Below are 17924 nucleotides of genomic sequence, written 5' to 3' on the forward strand. Positions count from 1 at the left end.
GAGGAACAACGATGTTTCTGGGTGTGGACGGCGGAGGCACCAAGACAGCCTTCTGCCTCATCGACCGTACGGGCAGCATCAGGGCCCGAGCCGTCGCAGAGGGCGCCTACTACTTTGCGGACAACGCCACCGGCGGCGTCGAGCACGTCGCACAGGTCCTGGGTGAGGGAGTCCGGGCCGTGTCCGAGGCCGCGGGCATCGCGTACGCGGATATCGACTACGCGTTCCTGGGACTGCCCGGGTACGGGGAGGTCCCCGGCGACATCGCCGCGCTGGACGCCGTCCCCGCCCAGGTGCTGGGACACCGGCGCTACGCCTGCGACAACGACATGATCTGCGGCTGGGCCGGCTCGCTCGGCGCGGTGGACGGCATCAACGTCATCAGCGGCACCGGATCGATGACCTACGGCGAGCGGCACGGCCGCGGTGTACGCACCGGAGGCTGGAGCGAACTGTTCAGTGACGAGGGGTCGGCCTACTGGATCGCCGCCCGTGCGCTGAACGTGTTCTCCCGGATGAGCGACGGCCGGCTGCCCGAGGGGCCACTCGCAGGAGTCCTGCGCCGCCACCTCGACCTGACCACGGACCTCGAAGTGATCGACGTCGTACTCAACCGGTGGCAGGGACACCGAAGCGAGATCGCCTCGCTGAGTCCACTCGTGGTCGAGGCGGCCGGGCTGGGCGACACGCAAGCCGCCACCGTCCTGACCCAGGCCGGACATGAACTGGCCCTGCTGGTAGACAGCGCGCGACGCCGACTGGGCTTCGCCGCCACCGAGCCCGTCCCGGTGTCCTACTCGGGCGGCGTCTTCCACTCGGCCGCCGTACTCGACGCCTTCACCACCGAACTCCACAGCGGCACGGCCCTCTACGAACTGCGACAGCCGCTGTTCGAGCCGATGGTCGGCGCGGCGATCTACGCGGCGAAGCTCGCCGGAACCCCACTCGACGCTGCAGCACTCACCGCGCTGCGCTCCACCTCGGAGATCACCACCACGGAGAACCGCCATGCGTGACAAACGAACCTGGATCCTGTACGCGGGTCTGCTGGTGCTGTTCTGGGGTGTCTGGGGAGCCTTCTCGAGCCAGCCCACCGAACGGTACGGCTACCCGAACGAGATGATCTACGTCATCTGGGCCTTCACCATGCTCCTGCCGGCCGCGTTCGCGCTGCGCCGACAGCGGTTCGACCGCCGCCCGATCGCGGCGCTCTACGGGCTCGCGGCGGGACTCACCGGTGCGGGCGGCCAACTCCTCCTGTTCCAGGCGCTGTCCAACGGCCCTGCCTACCTGATCTTCCCGGTGGTCTCGCTCTCGCCAGTGATCACCGTCCTGATGGCGGTGGCTCTGCTCAGGGAACGGATCGGGAAACTCGCCGTCATCGGAGTGGTCGCCGCGCTGATCGCCATCGTGCTCATCAGCATCCCCGCAGGCGACCACGGCTCGGCCAGCACCGGGTCCTGGCTGCTGCTGTCCATCCTCATCTGCGTCGCCTGGGGCGCACAGGCGTTCTTCATGCGCAAGGCCGCCCTCGCAGACGTCAACGACGCGACCACGTTCGGCTGGATGACGATCAGCGGTCTGCTGCTCGTCCCCGTCGCCATCATCATGATGGGCGGGCTGCCCGATGCCCCGTGGCAGGCTCCTGCACTCACCGCCGGCACCCAGGTCCTCAACGCCGTGGGCGCGCTGTTCCTCGTCATGGCGCTCAGCCGCGGCAAGGCCAGCGTCGTCGCACCGGTCACCAATGCCCTGGCGCCCGTCCTCACCATCGTGCTGTCGCTGGTCATCTATCAGACGCTGCCGACGATTTGGGGGACGATCGGCATCGTCCTCGCGCTCGGCGGATCCACTCTGATGGTGTACGCCGACGAGAAGCGCGAGGAGGAGCCCGAGGCCCGCGATCAATCGGCACCGATGGCGGGCTTGTAGGCCCTTGGCGCACCGACGGCTCGGATCACGGCACGCCCTTACGAGGCCGGCCGGATCCGGCCGCCGGACCAATACCGCATGTTCAGATATTTCCAGCGCGAGGAGCACCCACGTGCCTTTGGCTTCCACCGGCGACCTGGTCGCCCACGCCGCGACCGAGCGCCGTAGCGTCACCGCCTTCAACGTCATCACTTTGGAACACGCCGAGGGCATCATCGCTGGTGCCGAGGCGGCCGGACGTCCGGTGATCCTGCAGATCAGCGAGAACGCCGTGCGATACCACAGGGGTCAGCTCCTTCCGCTCGCCCTGGCGGCGGCCTCAATGGCCCGCTCAAGCACAGCCGAGGTCGCTCTGCACCTCGACCACGTCACCGACGTGGACTTGCTGCACCAGGCAGCCGACGCCGGTTTTTCCTCCGTGATGTTCGACGCCGGGGCACTGCCCTACGCCGAGAACGTCTCCGCCACCGCTTCGGCGGCCCGATGGGCTCATAAGACAGGGCTCTGGCTGGAAGCCGAACTGGGATACGTGGGCGGCAAACCCGACTCCCCCGCGAGCGCGCACGCCGCGGGGGTACGCACCGACCCGGTGGAAGCCGCCGACTACGTCGCGCGTACAGGCGTGGATGCCCTCGCGGTCGCAGTGGGCAGCAGCCACGCCATGACCGAACAGTCGGCGACGCTGGACCACGCACTCATCGAAAGGCTCCGAGAAGCGGTTCCGGTCCCCTTGGTGCTGCACGGCTCCTCCGGAGTACCCGACGGCGAGCTCCGCTCCGCGGTCCGAGCCGGCATCGTGAAGATCAACATCGGGACAGCACTAAACATATCCCTGACCCGCGTCGTGCGCGACACGCTGGATACGCTGCCCGCGCTGACCGACCCGCGCAAATACCTGGGCCCGGCCCGCGACGCCGTAGCGACCACCGTTCACGGCATCCTCACCATGATCGCTCGCTGAACGCCACCGACCAGCGGCCCTGACAGGTTGACCCGAGAGTGTCCCACTCGATGTGATCGCTTCGGCGTCCCACTCAGCTGGTCGACTGACGTGGAGGCCGGTCGCCCCGCGCCGTAAGTGAGCAGACGGTGCGTCGGCTGGAGCGGGTCGTGGTGGCGCTGCCGCGCGAGCTGACCGCGTACAGCACCTGGACCGGCCGCCCGCAGGCCGTGCGTGCGCGGTGTCGCCGCCGAGGGGGAGATGGCGAGCGCGCGCCATGCGGCGACGATGATCGCCGGGTTCGGCGGGCTGTATCCGATGTAAGGCCTCGGAATGCCCGGCAACCCCGCTCTCGCACGCCTGCGGGGGCTGTTGACGGAGTCCGGCTTCTCCCTGTTCGAGGCCCGATTGGCCCCCTCATGATCGACCCGTCGGGTGTCGTGCAGGCGCTGGTCCTGTGCCTCACCCCTAAATAGGCCGCTCGCGCCGCCTGGCTGGAGTCGGTGCTCGGCGAAAGCAGGCCGCCACCGGGCAGGGGCTGCTGCGGCTGCCCGGCGGCTAGCAGGAAGGGTCCCAGGCGTTCCTCTGGTCCGCACAATCATCCAAACACACCGCCCAGGCCGGTCGCTGCGCAGCTCCTCATGCGAACTCCGCCCGCACCCACGGGGAGCACGGAAGATTCGTGTGAGTGCCCGTGCCTGCGTGACGTCAGTGCTGTGCAGCGAAGACGTCTTCGATCTCCTTGAGCACGAGGTCGGGACGGTCTGTCGGCACTTCGTGGGAAGTGCCCTTAGCGGTGACAAGTGATCGGTTGGGTGCCGCGTGGGCGAACGAAGCGGCGGCCTGACGCCATCGCCGGGCGTCCTCGGGGGATCCTTCGAACGGGGTCTTCTCCGAAATCATCACCCTTGCCGGCACCGAGTCCGGCCATACCACCTTGTGAAATGCCCTGTGGGCCGCAGCGAAGCCCTCTGACGTGGAGATGAGCTGCCGGTTCGCCGGCTTCTCGGGGTCTTTCTTGGCCGCGTCAACCTCCGGCTGGACCGCAGCCACAAGGCGAGGGATCTCCTCGTCTGTGAAGAACGGCGGGAGATTGGCGTCGACCAGGAGCGCGCCCGAGAGCATTTTTGGGTGGTCCTGTGCCAAATAGTTGGCTATCTCACCGGCCTGGGAGTGGGATACCAGGGTCACGTCCCTGGTGACACCCAATTGCCCAAGCCCCGCCTCGAGGTCACTGACAGCGCCCTCGACCTTCCACGGGCCGGGCACTACGTCGCTTTTGCCGAGTCCGGCCCGGTCGTAGGTGATGACGGTAGCGCCAGTGGCCGCGTGAAGCCTGGGGACTATTTCCTTCCACTGCGAGGAATACTCGCCGCCGCCCGAATCCAGGACGATGGTTGAGCTGCTGCCTTCCGTAACATAAAAGGCCAGCCGATGGCCTCCATTGTCGATCATGTGTAGCTTCGTTCGTGCCGCCTGGCTGCTGGTCTCCGGCGACGCGGAAATGGTGACATTTTGCGAGGTCGACGGCTGGGCAGCAGAGTCGTCGTCGTCACAGGCCGCGACAGCGCCGACACCCACGACCACCAGTGCGAGGGCAGACAGGGCCCGGCTAACAGACCGTCGGTTGGGCGAGATGGAGGGCATGGCTGATCCTTTGAACGGGGGCTGATGCGGAATCCGTGATGGCCATCCTTCGCCGAATCGGCTATTCGCAGAATCCGGCTAGCGCGCATGCGTGTGGTGCAGCTGGATCGCATGTGCATGGTGGAGATAACCCCCGCAGGCGATAACAGGTGGCCGCACTCACGAGTACCTCTTTGCGCCGCTTCATCACCAGTGAGTGCGGCATGAGAGTCTCCTGGTATGAGCTACGACCTGGCTGTCTGGGAAGGCGAACGGCCGACGGATGACAAGACCGCTGGCCGGGTCTTCAACGACCTGTACGACCGCTATCTCGACGGTGAGCCCCAGGAGCCTGCGTCCGAACGCATCGAGGCCTACGTCGCCGTGCTTCTTGAGCGGTGGTGCGACATCATCGAGGACGAGGAAGAGACCTCGCCCTGGTCGGTCGGGCCATTGATCGACAGTGCAAGCGGTCCACTCATCCCCTTCGGGTTGAGCTGGCACATGGCCGAGGAAGCGTCGGCCTACGCGGCAACCCTGGCGGCCTCGATGAGGCTGGTCTGTTTCGGCTTGCAGCAGGACCGGCTCAGGGCCTGAGCAGGGCTACCAACCGGCGATGGCGGATGCCACGCCCGCCGGCCCATCGGCGCAGGTGCTCAGTCCTAGCCCTTGTCTGCGTGCAGTTTCGCCGGACGCCGGCGTCGCGGCCCGCGGCGCGATCGGATGGGCGGGATGCCGCGCACGGTCGGCTCCAGACCCTGACTGTCGTGTAGGTTCGCCCCGGAGATGCCCGGGGACAACGGCAGTCCGTTCCGGTCGGTGATCAGGTGGATTTTCGATCCAGCCTTGCCGCGTTCGGTAGGATCCAGTCCCGCCAGTAGCCCCCGTTTGCGGCCCGCACACTGACGGAGCCGATCGCACACGGAGCCGCGTTCTGGATGCCTGTCCGTCGACCATGAGGACAGGCCGGAGCTCGAGTTGTCGACCGCTCCTCGACATGGCAGGGAGGCCGGTGGCTTCCTGCGTGCAGCCAAGCCGAAGCGCGACAAGCCTCCTGCTCGCTCTCTCCGATGTCTGCGCACGCGACTGACACTGGCAGAGTGTCCGTCGCCGCTTTCACGCCGTCCAGCAGTACAGGCGGCGATCCTGCTCCCGGAGGCCCTGAGCAAGCCGTGCCCGATCGCCCAGGAGCTGAGTCGCTATCTCCTGCTCAAACACTTCGCCATCCGCCATCCGCTCCAGGACCCACAGCCGGCTGACCTCTACCAGCCGGGACTGGCCGGCGGCAGCAAGCGCATCCTGAAGGGCTTCAGAGACGGCGAGGACCATAGGACCTCGCCATCATCCGGATCCGCGACAACTCCGGGCTCATCAGAAGCAATGACTTCGTCGAAGCCCCGACCGGTGAAGATTCACTCCCACTCGAGCAGCGCCTCTTCGACATCGAAGTTGCCGTACTACAGAGACTCGAACGACCCGTCGGGTCCGCCGACCACGACCGCGGCGGCAGCTTCGTGAGTCGGTGCCACGAAGAACTTGATGATGCTGCTCACCGGGGCAGGGTGCCCGCTCGGCCGGCTCCGGTCCACTCGGCTGGGGTGTCAACGTCGCGCAGGGCGATTCGGGCATTCGCACTCCGGACCTGGCGGGGCAGGGTCACACTGTCGACCAGCCAGCCCAGTCCGCAGATACCGAGGGTGAACAGATGCACGAGGCCCCACTTCTTCCTGCCGAGATAAAAGTGGTGGATGCCGAAGACGCCGAGGAAGAACCACCAGAGGTAGGCAGCGAGGACCGACTTCGGTGTGCGCGCTGTGCTGGTCTGCTGTGGCTGGAGGCCGGGCAGAACGGCCCGATGCTGAGGCGACGGCTCGGGCTGCGCAGGCACCACCCCTGATCGAATTGCGGTCGTCGCCACATTGCGATGGGGAGCCGCCGTCCGCTCTGCCTCAATAGGTCCACCAGGGACGGGAGCAGCGGGTGTGGAGCCGGCCGGGATCGGCTGGCGAGAGGGTGCGCCCTCGATGGACACCCTGGGCAGGATCCGCTCCAGCCAGGCGGGGAGCCACCAGTTGGCTCGTCCCAGGAGGTGCATGAGTGCCGGGACCAGCACGGTGCGCAAGATGAACGCGTCGATGGTCACCGCTGCGGCCAGTCCGACGCCATATTCGGCGATGACCCGCTGGCCGCCGAAAACGAAGGCAGTGAAGACACAGATCATGATCAGGGCGGCTGCGTTGATCAGGCGGCCGGTCTCGGCCTGGCCGATGCGAATGGCCCGGTGGCTGTCCCGGGTGTGCTCCCACTCCTCGTGGATGCGGCTGACGAGGAAGACCTGGTAGTCCATCGACAGACCGAACAGGATAGCCAGCATGATCACCGGAAGCTCGGCCGCCACCGGCCCGGCCTTCCCGAGGCCCAGCAGTTCGCAACCCCACCCCCACTGGAATACGGCGACCACCACTCCGAACGACCCACCCGAGGCAAGCAGATTCATCACAGCAGCGGTCAGCGGCACGACGATACTGCGGAAGGCGACCATCAGCAGCAGGCAGCCTAGTCCGACGATCACTCCGAGGAAGACTGGCAGCTTGCTCGCCAGCACGTCGGCGAGGTCAGCGGAGACCGCCGTCCTGCCACCGACGTAGACCGTCAGGCCGTTCCCCTGTTCCGCAGCGGGGACGACATCCTTGCGCAGGTGACTGATCAGGGTGCTGGTGGCTTTGTCCTGTGGTGCGCTGGTCGGCACCACGTCAATGATGGATAGCCCTTTCGCTGTGGTGACCGGTCGCGCCGTTGCCGAGGCAACTCCGCGGGTGCTGCGGACGGTCGCGACCAGTTTCTCCAGAGCGGCGGCGTCGTTGGGCGCGGCTTGCTGCGCGACCAGGACCAGGGGGCCGTTCGAGCCGGGCCCGAATCCCTGGGCGAGCAGGTCGTAGGCGGCTCGGGTGGTGGTGCCCCTCGGATCGTTTCCGGCGTCCAGCGTCCCCAGGCGCATCGACAGTGTGGGCAGTGAGAGGACGGTGACGGCGAGGAGTGCTACTACGGTGAACAGTGTTTTGTGGTGCTCGACCCGCTCGGCCCAGCGGCCCTTGGACTGCGGTCTTGCCTGTCCGTACGTGTTCAGGGTCGGGTGAGCGGTGCCCGGCTCCCGGCTGGGCATGGCCCGCCGCTGCCGTCGGCTGAGGAGCCTGTTCCCGAAGATGCCGAGCAGTGCCGGCAGCAGGGTCACTGCCGCGGTCACAGTGAACAGGACGGCCGTCGCAGCGCTGATTCCCATCGAGGAAGCGGGACCGATTCGCAGGACAAGCAGGCCGAGGAGAGCGGTGACGACGGTAAGGCCGGCGAAGAGAACCGCCCGGCCGGAGGTGTCCAGCGCCCGTACCGCCGCCGGCTCAGGGGCCAGACCGCTCTGCAGGCCGGTCCGGTAGCGGGTGACGATGAACAGGGCGTAGTCGATTCCGACTCCGAGCCCGACGAGGGCCGCCACCGTCGGGTCGTCGCTCCCTACCGTGATCACGTGCGAGGCGAGACCGACGGTGATCAGTCCTGCACCGAGCGCAGCGACCGCGACGAGCAGGGGCAGGGCCATGCCCAGCAGCGAACCGAAGGCGACGAAAAGGATGATGCCCGCTGCGACCAGCCCGATCGCCTCGGTGCTTTTCGCCTTGCCCTGGGCCACGGTGCCGATCGCCTCGCCGCCGAGCTCCACCTGAAGAGTCTTGTCCCGGGCTGCCTGAGCGGTATCGATGACCCGAGTGACATCGGCAGCTGATACCCGGTCAGCCTGCGAGTCGAACGTCACCGTCGCATAGGCCGTCTTTCCGTCCCTGCTCACCCGAGCCACTCCTGCAGGACCGTACATGCTGGTCACCGAAGCGACCGAAGGCAGTTTCGCCACTCGGTGCAGCATCGGAATCACCTTCCTCCGCACGGCGGCGTCCCGGACCGACCGATCGCCACGCACGTGCACCACTATCTGGTCGCTGTCCCCGGACTGCTTGGATTCAGACGCCTCGAGTCGCGCCAGTGCCTTCGACGACTCGGCTCCCGGCAAGCTGAACGCGTCAGAGTAGGCGGCGCTGTGCGACACATACGGCACCGCGAGCGCAACCAGCACGGCGGCCCACATCCCGATGACGCGGAAGGGGTGCCGGAAGCACCATCTGGCCAGTACGGACATGGCTGAACAACTTTCTTTTCAGGAGCGATAGTTGAAAAGAGGGCGGACGGCACACCGGCTGGCGTGCCAGCGTCCTTCCATTGACATCGAGGCCGGTGACCGGGGATGTGGTCTTCAGATAGAGCGGTTCAGCAATCTGCTCCTGGATCAGCTCCCCCAAGCCGTACCCAGTCACCTTCCAGGCCCATCTGCCTTGCACGCCGCGAGTAGGGAGTGTTCCGGGCCGCGACGGTGGACTCCCGCACGTAGGTCCTGGATCTGCGGCGCATCCCGAGGCGGCACTCACGTGGGGCTGCCGCACCAGGCGTTTCCGACCGGTCCAGCCTCCCGGACCTGAGAGCGAAGGACACGGGGGCTGGAACCATGTGATGGTGGAGGAAACCCCACTGCGTGGACACGGGCGAGCCGATCATCATCGATCTCTGACCAGAGATCGCGCCTGGCGTCGGTAGGCCGGCTGATCGACGCGGCGATGCATGATGATGGAGCGTGATGACTTACTCGAGTGGGCGGAACTCCTCCAGTGGCCGCCCACGGCCGGAGAAGCGCTCCGCAGGCGGAGCAGGTCTACGAGCCGGGCTCACTCTGCGGATAGGCCTGCTGGGCTGGTCGCTGTTGCTACTTCTCGGGGCACTACTTGGCTTCGGCCTGCTCACGCTGTGGACGACCTCGCTGACAGTGGTCGCGCTCGGGGTCGGTGTACCACTGGTGCTTGTCTCGACCGCACTGGTGCGCTGGCTCGCCGACCTGCACCGGCAGTGGGCTGCCGACCAGCTGAGCGAACCGGTGGCACGGCCATACCTGTCTACACCCGACGCCGGCTGGTTCGAGCGCCTATGGACGATCCTGCGCGACCCGGCGACCTGGCGGGACTGGGCCTGGCTGGCCACCAATTCGATCACAGGTTGGTTCACCTATGGACTGTCGTTCCTGCTCTTTCTGTGCGGTGTCTTCTACCTGAGCTATCCGCTGGTGTACGCGCTGACCCCGCCACAGGTGTTCCGCACGCCGTTGGGCAACGGATTCCGCCTGCACAGCGTCCCGGAATCATTCGCTCTGGTTCCGCTCGGCCCGTTGTTCCTCCTGCTCTGGTACGCCAGCGCCCCTCGTTTGGCGAAACTCAACGCCGTGATGATCCAGTCCCTGCTGGCGCCCACCGCGCAGGCACAACTTCGCGCCCGCATCGCTCAGCTCGCTGCTTCACGGGCTGACACGGTCGATACACAAGCGGGCGAACTACGCCGCATCGAACGAGACCTGCACGATGGCGCGCAGGCCAGGCTCGTCTCGCTGGGCATGAGTCTGGGCCTGGCCGAACAACTTCTGCCTGACGACCCCCAGGCCGTACAGCAGCTGTTGTCGGAAGCCCGCGCAGCAACCTCCAGCGCTCTGGCCGAACTGCGAGACCTGGTCCAGGGTATTCATCCGCCAGTGCTCGCGGATCGCGGCCTGGACGGGGCTCTGAAGGCTCTGGCCCTTGCCAATCCGATCCCTACGTCGGTAGTCACCCGCCTGCCCGGGCGTTTGCCCGCGCCGGTCGAGTCCGCGGCCTACTTCGCCGTCGCCGAGGTTTTGACGAACGCCATCAAGCACGCCCATGCCCAGCACATCGAGATCACTGTGGAGTTCACCGCCCATCCGAGTACCACGGCGGGACTGCTGGCGATGCGGGTGTCCGACGACGGGCAGGGAGGCGCCAGCCTCGACGGCGGCAGCGGCCTGCGGGGCGTCGTACGCCGCCTGGGAGCCTTCGACGGCACCCTGATCATCGACAGTCCGCCAGGTGGGCCCACCAAGATATGGATGTCACTGCCGTGCGCATCGTCATAGCCGAAGACCTCGCGCTGCTACGGGAAGGCCTGATGAGGATCTTCCAGGCCAACGACTTCGAAGTCGTCGACGCAGTCGACAACGGACCCTCGCTGATCCGGGCGCTGACGACCCTGCGACCGGACGTAGCAGTCGTCGATGTGCGGCTGCCCCCGACCTTCACCGACGAAGGCTTGCGGGCCGTGATCGACGTACGGAAACAGATTCCCGGACTGCCCATCGTTGTGCTCTCGCAATACGTCGAGCAGCTGTACGCCAGGGAACTGATGTCGGACCGGGCCGGCGCAGTGGGCTACCTGCTCAAGGATCGCGTGCTGGACGTCGGCCAGTTCGTCGCCAACGTCCGGCAGGTGGCGGCCGGCAGCACGGTCATGGATCCCAACGTGGTCAGCGCCCTCCTCACGCACCGCTCGGCAGATCCTCATCTGCAGGAGTTGACACCGCGTGAGCACGAAGTGCTCTCCTTGATGGCGCAGGGACGCTCCAATGCGGCCATCGCCAGCCGGATGTTCGTCAGCGAGAAAACCGTCAGTAAGCACACATACAACATCTTCATGAAACTCGGACTCGAACAGTCCGAGGATGACAATCGTCGGATCCTTGCAGTACTTGCCTACCTGGAAGGCTGACTCGCCTCCCGGATCGAATTCCTGCGCTCCGTTGATCTAGGGCGTGTGTCGAAAGTGCCCTAAGTTGCTCGAGTGCGTGAGCGGGGGCGGAGTTATCGATATGTCGGACCGGTCGAGCTGGCGCCCTTTCCGGCCGGACGGCCGGTAGAGGGCGCGGCGCACCGGCAGCTCGCCGCCGGGGAAATGGTCGTGAGCCGTTGCCGGAGCAATCCCTGGCGCGGTTAGTGGCCAACGGCGAGCCGGGATACCTGTAGGTCCCGTTCACGTCCCTTCTTTGTGTCAGCCGTTGTTAGTGACTGATTTCAGACAGGCTCCAGCGCACACCCGTCTCCGCCGAGCCGATGGACTCCGGGGCTGCGAAACAGTTGTCGTGGTGGGTGGCGGGCCGTCAGAGGGAAACCGAGTCGGATCACGACGTGCTGTGCCTCACCGGACTACGCGTCCGGGGGTGAGGACCTAGGGTTGGGGTGTGGACTGCGACAGTGGGCAGCCGGACGAATCATTTGCCGGGGACGCGCGGAGCGGGGTGTCGCCCCGGACGGGCGCGGTGCTGTGGTGGGGGTCGGCCGGCCTGGTACTCGCTGTCCTCGGTACCTCGGCATTCGTCGCCGGCACGGAGCACGGCCGACGACTGCCTGTGGCCTTGGTGCTCATCCTTGCGCAGGCGTGCGCCCTGAGGTGGCAGGAACGCGCTGTGGTTGTCGTACTGGTCGTGAACGCGGTGACGGGGCTCATGGTGTGGGCGTTGCTGCCCGCGGTGTCCTTGACGGGGGCGTTGCTTGCGGCGCAGGTCGGGTTGTGCGTGCTGTCGGCCACCAGGTCAAGACGCGTCTCAATACGGGGGCTCGCGTTCATGTGCCTGCCGGCGCCGCTGGCGTTCGCGGCCGGCGACGGCTCGGGACTGACGGTCTATCTGCTGGCGGTTGTGCTGGCGTGGACCGCGGGGCAGTGGCGCAGGGCGCAGCAGGATCGGACGAGGGCGGAGATGCGCCGGGCTGTCGTGGAGGAGCGTGCGCGGATCGCGCGTGAGGTGCACGACGTCGTCGCGCACACCTTGTCGGTGATGGTCATTCAGGCAGGTGCTGCCGACGATGTGTTCGCCCAGCGGCCCGAGCAAGCACGTAAGGCGCTGCGGGCTATCGAGACGAGCGCCCGCTCGGCGCTGGGCGAGCTCCGGCTGCTGCTGCGTGCGTTCCATCTAGACGTGGAGGAGGACGGGTTCGGAGGGCCGCGTCAACCGGGGCCTTCGCTCGCACGCCTGGACGAGTTGGCCGATACGCTGCGCGCGACCGGAATGGCCGTACACATGTGCCGCGAGGGCACTACCCACGGCCTGCCGGCCGCGGTCGATCTGGCGGCGTACCGGATCGTCCAGGAAGCCCTCACCAACACGTTGCGCCACGCGGTGGGCGCCGACGAGGTGAACGTACGCGTGATTGCTGATGGAGCCTGCGTGAAAGTATCGGTGATCGACAACGGGCGTGCTGTGCACGGCAGATTGGCCGTGGAAGGCGCGGGGCGCGGTCTGGTGGGGATGAGGGAGCGCGCCCGGCTCGTGGGAGGCAGCCTGCACGCCGGTGCACTGCCCGAAGGCGGGTTCGAGGTGGCCGCGCGACTGCCGGTGGAACGAACGTCATGACCCTGCGCGTGGTGGTAGCCGACGACCAGGCCCTGGTCCGTACCGGATTCCGCATGATCATCGACGCCAGGGACGACCTGGAGGTGGTCGGTGAGGCATCCGATGGTCAGGAGGCGGTGCGGTTGACTCGCGAACTGGCGCCCGACGTGGTGCTGATGGACGTACGGATGCCCGTCCTGGACGGGATCGAGGCGACCCGGCAGATCGCGGCGTGCGGCAGTCGGGCCAGGGTGCTCGTGCTGACCACCTGGGACGTCGATGCGCACGTGGTCGCCTCCCTGCGGGCCGGGGCGAGCGGCTTCCTGTTGAAGGACATGCGCCCTGGTGAACTGGTCGACGCGATCCGCGTCACCGCCCGGGGCGACGCACTGCTTGCGCCCGCTGTGCTGAGCCGGGTCCTCGACCGGTTCCTGCGTGCCACGCCCGCCCCTGTGCCGCTGCCCTCCGTCGCAGACCTCTCCGGCCGCGAGCGTGAGGTCCTCACCCTGATCGGGCAGGCGCTGTCGAACGGGGAGATCGCTGGTCGGCTGTGCCTGTCGGAGGCCACCGTCAAGAACCATGTCACCGCGGTACTGCGCAAGCTCGGCCTGCGTGACCGCGTCCAGGCCGTCGTCGCCGCGTACGACCACGGCCTCGTACGTCCCCACCGCCCTTGAAGGCGCCTCCTCCTCAAGGAGGAGGTCGGGCCGCGATCCTCCCGTGTTCCTAGTGACAGTCCGTTCCCCCGGCCGATCCGTGCCGGGGCGGATGGCCCTAGCGTCGAAGTGTGACCGACGACCTGCCCAGCCTCGTATATGTGCTCGCCTACGACGACTCGGCCCAAGGCCCTTATGACCGTGCCCGGACGGAACTGCTGGTCCGTGCTGCCGTCCTGATCGACCTCGCGTTGCGTGGCCGGCTGAGGGAGGACGGCGGGACCGTCATCGTGTCCGGCACGCAACCCACCGGCAGTCCTGTCCTGGACGCCGCTCTGCGCGACGCCGCCGGGCACGGGTGGAAACAACTCCTGCGCCACCGTCGCGGGCGGACCCTGAGCGAGGTGGAGGATCGGCTCGCTGGTGCGGGACTCCTCACTGTGAAGGAGCCCCGCACGCGCTTCGGCTCACGGCAACTGATCTTGACGGACCGCGCCGTGCCTGCGGCACTCCGCGTCCGCGTGTCCGCGGTGCTGCACGGAGAGGGTTGCGTGCGGGAGATCCCCGCCGCCGACGCTGCACTGCTGGCGCTGGCAGCGGCGGGCGGTATCCGCTCGATCGTCTCCCGGCAGGACCAGAAGACGTTCCGGGCCCGTATCGACGCCTGCACAGGGCGTCTCGCCACCCTCGCGCCCGGCCTGGAGAAAGCTGTACGGGCCCTGCCGATGACCATGATCGCCGCGCAGGGCGGCATGGGCGGCAGCTGACCGATTGGGAAGATTATGAGCAGACACCGCCTTCTGAGCGCCCTGTGCTGCGCGTTGCTCTCCGTGCTCGCGACGGCCTGGCCCGCAGGCGCAGTGCCGCCTAGGGAGCCCGCCCGGCAAGACGCCGAAACGACGGTGGGCACCCACGACGGTCTGGTGCGGGGTGCCGCCCACGACGGCTACCGTACCTTCGAGGGCATCCCTTATGCGTCGCCCCCAGTCAGCAGGATGCGCTGGGCGCCGCCCCGCCGGGCGGCGCCCTGGCTCGGGATACGAGATGCGACCCGGCCGGCGAGCACCTGCCCGCAGCCAGCCGGCGAGGTACCGGGCGGCAGCACCGACGAAGACTGTCTCTACCTGAACGTCACGACACCCGACGGCTCAGGACCGACACGTCCCCGGCCGGTGATCGTATGGCTTCACGGCGGCGGCTTCACCACCGGGGCGGGAAGCTCGTATGACGGTCACCGCCTGGCCACTCGCGGCGACGTCGTGGTCGTCACCGTCAACTACCGCCTCGGGGCGCTCGGTTTCCTCGCGCACAGCAAACTGCCCGGCTCCGGCACCCTCGGCCTCGCCGACCAGCAGGCGGCACTTCGCTGGGTACGCGAGGAGATCGGCGCCTTCGGCGGTGATCCGCACAACGTGACACTGGCCGGAGAGTCGGCGGGCGGCTACAGCGTCTGCGCCCAGCTCGCCTCACCCGCCGCCATCGGGCTGTTCGACCGGGCAATCATCGAGAGCGGTCCCTGCACAGGCCGCCAGGACAGGCCGTTCGCGCCATCCTCCCTCCCGCTGCGGGCTGCTCGCATCGACGGCTCGGAGTTCACGGCGAAGGTCGGCTGCGGCTCCGCCCCCGACGCCCTGACGTGCCTGCGGCGCCTACCCGTCTCCCGTCTACTCGAGGCCCAGGACACCGATCAACCGCCGGCTCACGACACCCCGTTGCTTCCCAATGATCCGGCGACGGCCATCGCGACAGGCCGCCTCCTCCAGGTTCCCGTACTCATCGGCAACAACCACGACGAGGGCAACGGCTGGGCAGCCGGAATCGTCCAGGCCGGCCATCCCGTGACCCCCGACACCTGGCCCGAGATCGTGGCCGCCTTCTTCCCCTTCCCTGGACAGGCGAAGGCGATCGTCCGTGAGTACCCGGTGCACCGCACCGACGGCGGTCCGGTGTTGGGAGCGGTCATCGGCGACGCGAACTTCGCGTGCCCTACGGCATCCACCGCCGGCCTGCTCGACGCCGAAGTCCCCGTCTGGCGCTACGAGTTCGCCGACGAGCACGCTCCACCACTCACCTCGGGCACACCACAGTTCCCCCTCGGCGCACCCCACGCCAGTGAACTGCCCTACCTCTTCGATCTCGGCGGCCGCACCCGCACCCTGACCGCGGCCCAGCACCGGCTGGCCGACACCATGATCGACTATTGGACCCGTTTCGCCCGTACTGGCAATCCGAACGCCCCGTCCTTGCCGCATTGGTCCCGCCAGACGGTGCTGTCCCTGGCACCCGACCACATCGTTCCCACTGACACGGCGAAGTCCCGCCACCACTGCGCGTTCTGGGACACCCTCGGGTGACCCCGAAGGCGATGGCCGTGAGGGTCGGTCAACTCGGCCGGCAGACCGTCAGGATCTGTCCGACTAGATGTGCGGTCCAACGACGAGGAAGTCTGCGGGCCACGGAAAACACATCGCCGCACCAATGAGGAACCCACCACACGAACCCTGAGGGGACAGCCATGAACGAAACCGTCGTCAGGCGGCTGACGGGCCTCGCAAGCATCGTCACTGCGGCCGCCTTCATCGTCGAAGTACCCCTGTACTTCGTCTACTCCGGTCCGCCACCGGACTCGAACGTCCTCGCCAGGCTACTGATCGGCATCCTCGCGCTGGCGTTTCTAATCGTCTTCGTCACGGCCTTCCGTGAACTGGTCAAACAGGTGAACCCCGCCTACGAATGGATCGGCACGATGGCCTTCGCCACCGGACTGGTCTACTCGACGATCACACTGGTCTCCAGCGGGTTGGAAGCAGGTGCGGTCATCGCCGCCGACCATCCGATCGACCCGACCGTCACGGTCAGCGGCACATACGTCCTCTACGGAGCGATAAGCCGCCTCATGATCGCTCTCTTCCTGACCGCCGTGGGCTTTGCCATCTCCCGTACGAACCTGTTGCCGCCCTGGACCGGCCGATCTGCCATCGCTCTGGCGGCGGTCAACCTGCTCTTCGTGCCGTCTCTGTTCTTCGGTAACACCCCCGCACACTTCTACGCGGCGAACGGCTGGGGCACTACCGCTCTGATGGGCGCGATTTTCAGCTTCTGGATGCTCGCCCTGGGTACCTCCATGTATCACAGCGCCACGCATCCCAGAGGCGCGCCCATGGGTCATCAGACGGCGGTGCGTCCGGCGTCCACCGGAAAAGGTACGCCCTGAACGAAGCTTGCGGCGTCGCCGGCGAGGTAGAGGACGGCAGATGCGATTTCCTCGGGCGTGGAAGTGCGGGCAGTGGGTGGTCGCGCGGGGCGAACGGGTACGGTCGCCGATGCGCGAAGGAGATCGGCGTTACCGCCGACTCCGTCAACCGCTACGGGCGCGGCGCCCGCAAGCCCGCCCGCCCGCCCCGACGTCACGTAGCCGGCGGTCCGGACGACGAACAGCCCGCCGAGCCCCTGGGCGAAGATGATTTCGGCGGCCGAGGAGGAGTCCGAAAAGCCTGGCGCCACGCCGAAAGGCGCCTGGCCCGCGGCGAGTTCACCGAGCCGAACGGCGCCCTGGCTCGGATGCAGCGAAGCGCCGCTCACGAACGACTGGTTGCCGTCGAGGAGCGCAGTGGAAGCTTGCGCCGGGGACTGTCGGACAAAGCGTGCTGGATGGCGTCTTCGGTGGTCTCGCTCTAGGGTCCGGTTCTCCTTGCTGGACTGAAGATTCTCGGGCACCTGGTGAGGTGGGTGCGGTCCTGAGCGGATGGCACCGCTCTCATCCGACGGGCTGGCGATGGCCGCCTGGCCCTGGCCCAGGAGTGCGGCGACGTTCAGGAGCTCCGCTTGACTCCCGAGAGCATCAGTCGAACGTCGCCACCGTGGCGCGGGCCTGCCGGGCGAGATAGAGACCCCAACAGAAGTTGTTGATCATGTGACTTCGGCGGTCCGCGCAGAAGTCGTCTCCGACCCGTTCACTGATGCTGCAACCCCTCACCTGCGTACCGAAGTCTCTCCGCGGGGTCTCGCCGTTGAACCGCTTACCACGAGTTCGGTAGCGAGTTCGATGTGGTGGGACTCGACCTATTCGCCGTTGGCCAGCCGAAGGGCGGTGCGCAGGGCGGCACCGTCCATCTCCCGGAGTGGCTGGCGCACGGTGGTCAGTGGCGGCGAGGCCATCTGGGCGAGGCTTGTGTCGTCGAAGCCGACCACGCTCAGATCGTCGCGAACGCGAACGCGAAGGCCTCGGGCACGGGCACTTTCGATGACACCGACGGCGATCTCGTCGTTGCCTGCGAAGATCGCCGTCGGAGGTGGGGTGCCGCTGGTTTTCCGACGCCGTTGTGCTCCCAGGACGTACGGTCCGACCCGTGCGGCGCCAGGCTCCAGTGACGTCCACCGCCGAAGCCGGCTCATGCTGGGCGACGCTGAACCCCTCGCTCCCCGCTGCCACGCCGACTGCGACGACGTCGGCCCCTGGCCGCCGCGAGCTCAGCCGTCCGACCCGTACCGAGCTCCCAGGTCGGCGGTA

The 17924-nt window shown here is 67.3% G+C and carries 16 protein-coding genes and 2 pseudogenes; 11 read left to right on the forward strand and 7 right to left on the reverse strand.

Annotated elements, in window-relative coordinates; all coding sequences use genetic code 11:
- Positions 1 to 11: 11 nt before the first annotated feature.
- The 3 genes from ACFV2J_RS20340 to ACFV2J_RS20350 all read left to right on the forward strand — a co-directional run bounded on the left by ACFV2J_RS20340 (position 12) and on the right by ACFV2J_RS20350 (position 2893).
- Positions 12 to 1016 (forward strand): N-acetylglucosamine kinase, encoded by a 1005-nt coding sequence (locus tag ACFV2J_RS20340; RefSeq protein WP_385085274.1) that lies wholly within the window; start codon positions 12 to 14, stop codon positions 1014 to 1016.
- On the forward strand, positions 1009 to 1932 hold the full coding sequence (locus ACFV2J_RS20345) for a DMT family transporter (protein ID WP_385439843.1): 924 nt from the start codon (positions 1009 to 1011) through the stop codon (positions 1930 to 1932). The genes ACFV2J_RS20340 and ACFV2J_RS20345 overlap by 8 nt, the downstream gene beginning before the upstream one ends.
- A gap of 112 nt (positions 1933 to 2044) precedes the next feature.
- On the forward strand, positions 2045 to 2893 hold the full coding sequence (locus ACFV2J_RS20350) for a ketose-bisphosphate aldolase (protein WP_385085953.1): 849 nt from the start codon (positions 2045 to 2047) through the stop codon (positions 2891 to 2893).
- Between the two features lie 687 nt (positions 2894 to 3580).
- Here the strand turns inward: ACFV2J_RS20350 and ACFV2J_RS20355 are convergent.
- Entirely contained in the window at positions 3581 to 4519 is a 939-nt protein-coding gene (locus ACFV2J_RS20355; RefSeq protein ID WP_385085951.1) for an alpha/beta fold hydrolase, read from the reverse strand.
- 219 nt (positions 4520 to 4738) lie between these two features.
- On the opposite strand from ACFV2J_RS20355, the gene ACFV2J_RS20360 reads away from it, so the two are divergent.
- The gene (locus tag ACFV2J_RS20360) at positions 4739 to 5095 is read left to right on the forward strand and encodes a hypothetical protein (RefSeq protein WP_385085949.1); all 357 of its coding nucleotides are present in this window, start codon (positions 4739 to 4741) and stop codon (positions 5093 to 5095) included.
- Between the two features lie 16 nt (positions 5096 to 5111).
- Here the strand turns inward: ACFV2J_RS20360 and ACFV2J_RS20365 are convergent.
- From ACFV2J_RS20365 to ACFV2J_RS20375, 3 genes and pseudogenes are all read right to left on the reverse strand, one after another.
- Positions 5112 to 5420, reverse strand: a pseudogene (locus ACFV2J_RS20365) (transposase); the annotation flags it as partial.
- Positions 5421 to 5614: 194 nt separating this feature from the next.
- The gene (locus ACFV2J_RS20370) at positions 5615 to 5827 is read right to left on the reverse strand and encodes a hypothetical protein (protein WP_385085947.1); all 213 of its coding nucleotides are present in this window, start codon (positions 5825 to 5827) and stop codon (positions 5615 to 5617) included.
- Between the two features lie 220 nt (positions 5828 to 6047).
- On the reverse strand, positions 6048 to 8681 hold the full coding sequence (locus tag ACFV2J_RS20375) for an MMPL family transporter (protein WP_385085945.1): 2634 nt from the start codon (positions 8679 to 8681) through the stop codon (positions 6048 to 6050).
- 615 nt (positions 8682 to 9296) lie between these two features.
- Here ACFV2J_RS20375 and ACFV2J_RS20380 point away from each other — a divergent pair.
- The 7 genes from ACFV2J_RS20380 (at position 9297) to ACFV2J_RS20410 (ending at position 16628) form a co-directional block, all read left to right on the forward strand.
- Complete coding sequence (locus ACFV2J_RS20380) at positions 9297 to 10511, forward strand: sensor histidine kinase (protein ID WP_385085943.1); 1215 nt, start codon at positions 9297 to 9299, stop codon at positions 10509 to 10511.
- Positions 10496 to 11140 (forward strand): LuxR C-terminal-related transcriptional regulator, encoded by a 645-nt coding sequence (locus ACFV2J_RS20385; protein ID WP_385085941.1) that lies wholly within the window; start codon positions 10496 to 10498, stop codon positions 11138 to 11140. Before ACFV2J_RS20380 ends, ACFV2J_RS20385 begins: the two co-directional genes overlap by 16 nt.
- Before the next feature lie 469 nt (positions 11141 to 11609).
- Positions 11610 to 12779 (forward strand): sensor histidine kinase, encoded by a 1170-nt coding sequence (locus tag ACFV2J_RS20390; protein WP_385085939.1) that lies wholly within the window; start codon positions 11610 to 11612, stop codon positions 12777 to 12779.
- The gene (locus tag ACFV2J_RS20395; RefSeq protein ID WP_385085938.1) at positions 12776 to 13435 is read left to right on the forward strand and encodes a response regulator; all 660 of its coding nucleotides are present in this window, start codon (positions 12776 to 12778) and stop codon (positions 13433 to 13435) included. Before ACFV2J_RS20390 ends, ACFV2J_RS20395 begins: the two co-directional genes overlap by 4 nt.
- A gap of 110 nt (positions 13436 to 13545) precedes the next feature.
- Positions 13546 to 14181, forward strand: a complete 636-nt coding sequence (locus ACFV2J_RS20400; protein WP_385085936.1) for a GPP34 family phosphoprotein — start codon at positions 13546 to 13548, stop codon at positions 14179 to 14181.
- A 15-nt stretch (positions 14182 to 14196) separates the two neighbouring features.
- The gene (locus ACFV2J_RS20405) at positions 14197 to 15768 is read left to right on the forward strand and encodes a carboxylesterase/lipase family protein (RefSeq protein WP_385085934.1); all 1572 of its coding nucleotides are present in this window, start codon (positions 14197 to 14199) and stop codon (positions 15766 to 15768) included.
- Positions 15769 to 15929: 161 nt separating this feature from the next.
- The gene (locus tag ACFV2J_RS20410) at positions 15930 to 16628 is read left to right on the forward strand and encodes a hypothetical protein (RefSeq protein ID WP_385085932.1); all 699 of its coding nucleotides are present in this window, start codon (positions 15930 to 15932) and stop codon (positions 16626 to 16628) included.
- Here the strand turns inward: ACFV2J_RS20410 and ACFV2J_RS20415 are convergent.
- The 3 genes and pseudogenes from ACFV2J_RS20415 to ACFV2J_RS20425 all read right to left on the reverse strand — a co-directional run.
- Positions 16583 to 17131, reverse strand: coding sequence for an SDR family oxidoreductase (locus tag ACFV2J_RS20415; RefSeq protein WP_385085930.1), 549 nt, complete (start codon positions 17129 to 17131; stop codon positions 16583 to 16585). The genes ACFV2J_RS20410 and ACFV2J_RS20415 overlap by 46 nt on opposite strands.
- A 124-nt stretch (positions 17132 to 17255) precedes the next feature.
- Positions 17256 to 17390: a hypothetical protein gene (locus tag ACFV2J_RS20420; protein WP_385085928.1), complete on the reverse strand. Its 135-nt coding sequence runs from the start codon at positions 17388 to 17390 to the stop codon at positions 17256 to 17258.
- Positions 17387 to 17707, reverse strand: a pseudogene (locus tag ACFV2J_RS20425) (substrate-binding domain-containing protein); the annotation flags it as partial. The gene ACFV2J_RS20420 and the pseudogene ACFV2J_RS20425, both read right to left, overlap by 4 nt.
- Between the last annotated feature and the right edge of the window lie 217 nt (positions 17708 to 17924).

Source organism: Streptomyces sp. NPDC059668 (assembly GCF_042734135.1).
GTDB lineage: Bacteria > Actinomycetota > Actinomycetes > Streptomycetales > Streptomycetaceae > Streptomyces.